Source organism: Shewanella sp. ZOR0012, from assembly GCF_000798835.1.
In the GTDB taxonomy this organism is placed as follows: domain Bacteria; phylum Pseudomonadota; class Gammaproteobacteria; order Enterobacterales; family Shewanellaceae; genus Shewanella; species Shewanella xiamenensis.
Window position 1 is genome coordinate 1 of sequence record NZ_JTLE01000094.1, and the last position, 5,643, is coordinate 5,643.

Consider the following 5,643-nt stretch of genomic DNA (forward strand, 5'->3'; position numbering starts at 1 on the left):
GCCGAAGGGGAGTTTTTTGGTTTTTCGACGCTATTGTCAGGGGAGAAGGTAGTCAATCGGGTCGCCATTCTTGAAGACAGTTTGGTTTACCACTTACCACAGGCATTATTCGATCAGCTACGAAGTGAGAGTCGGCACTTTGATAAATTTTTTACCCGTGCTTTTGCCAAACGGTTACGCCATGAAGCGCGTTTTAAGGCTAAAGATCTGACGACCACCAGTCGTATTAGTACCTTAATGTCATCTTCACCGATTATGATCGACGCCCACGCAAGTGTAACGCAAGCAGCCCTTTTGATGCGTAACTCGCGGGTATCGTCTTTACTCGTCACCGATAATCGTAAGCTGGTGGGGATTTTAACCGATAAAGATTTACGCAATCGAGTGCTCGCCGCAGGGCTTGATGGCCGAATTGCCGTGCATCAAGCCATGACGACTTCACCGATTTCGATTTCATCGAATGCCTTGATCTTTGAAGCTATGCTATTGATGAGTGAACATAATATTCACCATCTGCCGATTATTGATGAGCAAAATAGCGAGGAAGTGAAAGCCATTGGCATGGTGACTAGTACCGATATTTTACGCGGTCAAGGTTCGCAGCCATTACTCCTCATTGGTGAAATCGAGCGCCAACGTGATCTCGCAAGTCTCATTAGCGTTAGTAAACAAATCCCCTTGTTATTGCAAAATTTAATCAGTGCTGATGCACGGGCTGAGGAGATTGGTCGCGTGCTGACCTCGGTCACCGATGCCTTAACCCGGCGCTTGATTGTGCTAAATCAGCAAATTCTCGGTGAGGCGCCGATGGCGTTTTGTTGGTTAGCCTTTGGCTCGCAGGGGCGGCAAGACCAAGCGGCCTGTTCGGATCAAGATAACGGCTTGCTGGTGGCCGAGGAAATGGATGATTTTGCAAAGGGCTACTTTGATGCGTTAACCCATGCGGTTTGTGCAGGGCTTGATCAGTGTGGCTATGCTTTTTGCCCTGGTAATATCATGGCGCAAAATCCCAAGTGGCGTATGTCGCTCAAAGAATGGCAGCAGGTTTTTGAAAAGTGGGTTGTCACTCCAGAGCCTAAGGCATTGATGCATGCAAGTATTTTCTTCGATATGCGTTCGGTATTTGGCCCGTTATCATTATTTGATGCATTGCAGGATAAGGTGTTGGCACAGACCAAAGACAACGATATTTTTCTCGCGGGTTTGACTGGCAATTCCTTAATCGAGTCTCCGCCCTTAGGATTCTTTCGAAAATTTGTGTTAGAGCGCGATGGCAGTGAGGTAAAAGGCATTGATTTAAAGCATAAGGGGAATGCTTTGATCAATGATATTGCTCGCGTATATGCCCTGTCTGCGGGCATTAAAGAAGTGAATACCGCCAAACGCATTCGGGCACTGATGGACGCTAATATTCTTAATCGTAAGGATGCGCTTAACTTAGCCGATGCCCATGAGTTTATCGCCCATATGCGGTTATCAAACCAAGGTTATCAACATACGCAGGGACTTGAGATTAGTAACTATCTGTTACCCGCACATTTATCTTCTTTAGTTCGGCATCAATTACGGGATGCCTTCAAGGTGGTTCATGACGCCCAGTCGGGCATGAAGATGAAATTTATGCGGAGCTTTTAATGGGCGCTTGGTTGATTAATGCTAAGTTGCAATGGCGAGCACTGCGCTGTCAGCATCAATTATTTAAGGATTATTATCAGTCCTTAATCCCGCTGATGGCGCTGCCCATCAATCGTGCTCCCTTGATGGCGATGGATTTGGAGATGACAGGGTTAGATCCCCTTCAGGATCAAATCTTAAGCATTGGCTTAGTCCCCATTGAAAATGGAGTGATCCCCCTTGGTGAGGCGCAGCAAAAATTAGTGCAAATTAAGGGCAGTGTCGGCCAAAGTGCGACGATTCATGGGATTCTCGACAACCATTTAATCCAAGCGGTGAGCATTGAGGAGGCTATGGCATGGTTTATTGCTCAAACCCGTGGCCGAGTATTAGTTGCCCATCACTCCCCACTGGATTGTCGTTTTTTACAACAAGATATATTGGCTATCTACCATCAAGCCGTTTTACTCCCCGCTATAGATACCTTAGTACTTGAGAAACAGCGGTTATTACGTGAGCATTCGGTACTTAAAGAAGGAAGTCTAAGGCTTGGAGCCTGTCGAGAGCGTTATCACTTACCGATTTACGGTGCCCATAGTGCATTAACCGATGCATTAGCCTGTGCGGAGTTATTATTAGCACAAGTGGCGGCCATGGGGGGAGGTGCAGATATTTCGGTCGGAGATTTACTGACCTAATCACGTTAAGCCACTTCATTCGCAATATTTTCTGGAACAGAAGGCTTTTCATATTTGATTAATGGCTCATTGACTACACTCACTACTAGAGAGGCATTTGCGATTGCTTAGCTTATACGGTGATTGGTTGCTATTGCCAAGTTGTGTTGAGCAAGTGGTGCACGCGAGTATTACTGCGTTGTATAGAGTGTTAAGCGAATAGGAGAAGATCATGCCACTACCGTTACTATGGATTGGCGGTGCAGCGATGGGCGCATTGATGCTCGCCGATGAACGCGAAAAGCGACAACAGCTTGAACGCAATCGACTATTAGGCAGCGTTCCTCGCCAAGTAAGCACAAAGCAGGCGATGATTACTGCGCCGAGCCAATGGCAAAAGGGTTTTAAGCAAGTCACGCCACAACCTGGAAGTATCGTTTGTTGTTATGTGTTTGGGGTGATTGAGCATACTGGGATTTGGTTAGCGGATGATTGCATCGTGGAGTTACATGGCTCAGGGCTTGTTCGAGCCGTATCGGTAAAGCGATTTTTAGCGGGCCGAACAGGTAGCCAAATTTTTATTGCCTGTAATCATCAACATCAACCGCTTATCGCTAATACCATTGTTAATCGAGCCGAGCGGGCGATTTATCAGTACCGTGAATATGACCTGTTTGACAATAATTGCCACCGATTTGTGTGGTCATGTTTGTGCGGTGAAGAACGAGCGATTAAAAGCTTTAATGAGTTAAATCAAAAACTCGCAGCTTATTTTGGGCAGGGGATTTACTGGGATGAAATGCATTTAGCATCAGCGCTTACAGATATATAAAGGCCATCCAATGATGTAATGCCGATCAGTTAAGACAGATCGCTTGACGATCTCGCTGAAAAGATCAAAATCCGATGACCTCATGTCATCGGATTTTTTTATGCAACTCTCAGAAGCACTCGCCCGTACTCATATTACCCGCCTAACCGAATTCACCTGCTTAGCTGATGTGTTAGAACCTGAGTTAATTCAATCTTGCCTAGACTCTCAGGGCGTTGCGACGTTAAGACGGCGTAAATTGCCGATGGACGCGATGATTTGGGCCGTTATCGGAATGGCTTTGTTCCGAGGGGAGTCTGTTCGGTCACTCATCAACAAACTCGACATTGTTTTGCCGCAAGAGATTGATTATGTTGCACGCAGCGCCGTGACTCAGGCGCGTAAACGATTGGGCAGTGAGGTTATTAGAGAAGTATTTAGCCGCAGCGCCAATACCTGGCACGCGAGAGCTGAACATCCTCATTGGTGCGGTCTTAACTTGTATGGTGTTGACGGTGTCGTGTGGCGGACACCCGATAGTGTCCAAAATCAAGCCGCCTTTGGACGAACCGCCAACGCTTCAGGCGAAGCGGCTTATCCGCAAATTCGCATGGTTTGCTTGATGGAATTAAGCAGCCATTTGTTGGTCAACAGCGCCTTTGATTCGGTTGCCGAAAATGAAATGAACTTAGCGTCCCTGCTCATTCCTAGCATTCCCAATCACAGCCTAACCCTATTTGACCGAGGATTTTACTCGCTCGGCCTGCTGCACGCTTGGCAGCAAGCGCAACCTGATAGCCACTGGTTGTTGCCATTGAAGAAAGGCACTCAATATGAGGTGGTGCGAACGCTAGGAAAGCATGACCAGAGCGTGAAACTCACCACGACACCTCAAGCCAGAAAGAAATGGCCGCAGCTCCCTGAAACTCTTGAAGCGCGTTTATTGACTAAGACAGTGAAAGGTAAGTCAGTCGCCATTTTGACCTCGTTGACAGACCCGATGCGTTACCCCAGCGAAGACATCGTCGACTTATATGCCCATCGATGGGAAATCGAACTGGGCTACAGAGAGATGAAACAACATCTACTGGATAGTCGTTTTACGCTCCGCAGTCAACTACCGGAGCTGGTGACTCAAGAGTTATGGGGCGTGCTACTGGCCTATAATCTCATTAGATATAAGATGTTGCTGATGGCTAAAAGCTTGCCATCGGTCCATCCCAATCAACTGAGTTTTCGGGATGCGGCGAGTTATATCATCTTCAAGTTGACACAACTGTCATCACAAACACCGGGGAATGTCCCGAGAGACGTATTGGATATAGAACGAAATGCACGGCAATTTAAGCTGGATGGTAAACGGGAAAGGGCATATCCACGAGTCCTTAAAATGAGCAAAAACAAGTTTCCGGTTAGACCAAAGAAAAATGCCGTTCACTCTTAAGTGAACGGCATTAATCCAATGATGGCCTTTATATGCATAAACTTACTTACAGAAATAATCTACAGCGCGTTTTACCAACTCAATGCCAGTTTGATCGCAAGGCGGTAATTGGGCATCACTGATTTGCACTGGCGTGACACGTTCACCCCATTGCAATAGCAATGCAGCAGAGGTTAATCCCGCACCAAAGGCGCAAGAAAGAATGGTTTGGTTAGGTTTAATTAACCCTTTTTCGAGTGCATCACAAATCGCGATTGGAATCGTTGCCGCCGATGTATTGCCATAGTTAGCAATATTCACAAAGGCTTTTTCTTTAGGGATCTTCATGCGGCTAACGAGGGTATCAATAATGCGCTCGTTCGCTTGATGTGGGATCACTAAATCAACTTCATCCTTATCGACGCCACATTTTTCAAGCACTTGAGTGCTTAGCTTATTCATACCATTAATGGCGCGTTTAAAAATTTCTTGGCCATCAAATTGGATGTAAAAGTCTAATGATTCGGCGGAGAATCGATCCATCGCGGTACCGAAACCCGCTTTGAGGATGTCTCTACCATCGGGATCGTTATTCAGCTCATAGCCTAATACGCCACCAGGGATATCGGTCGCTTCCACGACAACTGCGCCCGCGCCATCACCAAACAATACGGCGGTTTCACGGCGAGACCAATCGAGGTAGAAAGATAAGCGTTCGGCGCCCACAACGAGGACTTTCTTGCATTGACCACTCTTGATCTGTGAGCTAGCTAAACCTAAGCCGTACAAAAAACCACTGCAGGCGGCGTTGATATCAAAGGCTGCGCAGCTTGCACCAATATTGGCCTGCACTGTTGAGGCTATATTGGGGATCAAAGTATCTGGGCTAGCGCTGGCTAAAATGATCATATCAATTTCGCTACCCTCAATCCCAGCCGCTGCAAGCGCACGCTTGGCGGCAACTGACGCTAATTCCGAGGTGTTCACATGGCTGATATGACGTTGACTGATCCCTGTGCGTGATTTAATCCATTCATCGGACGTTTCGATAAAAGTGGCAAGATCATCGTTAGTCAAAGTGGCGGGTGGAACACATTTTCCCCAGCCAGTGATTGTGG

Annotated in this window: 5 protein-coding genes; 4 read left to right on the plus strand and 1 reads right to left on the minus strand. The window is 46.9% G+C overall.

Annotated elements, in window-relative coordinates; genetic code table 11:
* The 4 genes from L976_RS01805 to L976_RS01820 form a co-directional block, all read left to right on the plus strand.
* The coding region (locus L976_RS01805) for a DUF294 nucleotidyltransferase-like domain-containing protein (RefSeq protein ID WP_047533626.1) at nt 1–1,635 on the plus strand (1,635 nt) is incomplete at its 5' end.
* Entirely contained in the window at nt 1,635–2,312 is a 678-nt protein-coding gene (locus tag L976_RS01810) for an exonuclease domain-containing protein (protein WP_047533629.1), read from the plus strand. The genes L976_RS01805 and L976_RS01810, both read left to right, overlap by 1 nt.
* A gap of 211 nt (nt 2,313–2,523) precedes the next feature.
* Nucleotides 2,524–3,123 (plus strand): lecithin retinol acyltransferase family protein, encoded by a 600-nt coding sequence (locus L976_RS01815; RefSeq protein ID WP_047533632.1) that lies wholly within the window; start codon nt 2,524–2,526, stop codon nt 3,121–3,123.
* A 100-nt stretch (nt 3,124–3,223) separates the two neighbouring features.
* Nucleotides 3,224–4,546: an IS4 family transposase gene (locus L976_RS01820; protein WP_047533362.1), complete on the plus strand. Its 1,323-nt coding sequence runs from the start codon at nt 3,224–3,226 to the stop codon at nt 4,544–4,546.
* Between the two features lie 42 nt (nt 4,547–4,588).
* On the opposite strand, the gene L976_RS01825 is transcribed toward L976_RS01820, so the two are convergent.
* The coding region (locus tag L976_RS01825; protein WP_081990943.1) for a ketoacyl-ACP synthase III at nt 4,589–5,643 on the minus strand (1,055 nt) is incomplete at its 5' end.

What these genes read in the sequence shown, in the direction of transcription:
- L976_RS01810 (WP_047533629.1), top strand. Translation starts at nt 1,635, where the DNA reads ATGGGCGCTTGGTTGATTAATGCTAAGTTGCAATGGCGAGCACTGCGC.
- L976_RS01815 (WP_047533632.1), top strand. Translation starts at nt 2,524, where the DNA reads ATGCCACTACCGTTACTATGGATTGGCGGTGCAGCGATGGGCGCATTG.
- L976_RS01820 (WP_047533362.1), top strand. Translation starts at nt 3,224, where the DNA reads ATGCAACTCTCAGAAGCACTCGCCCGTACTCATATTACCCGCCTAACC.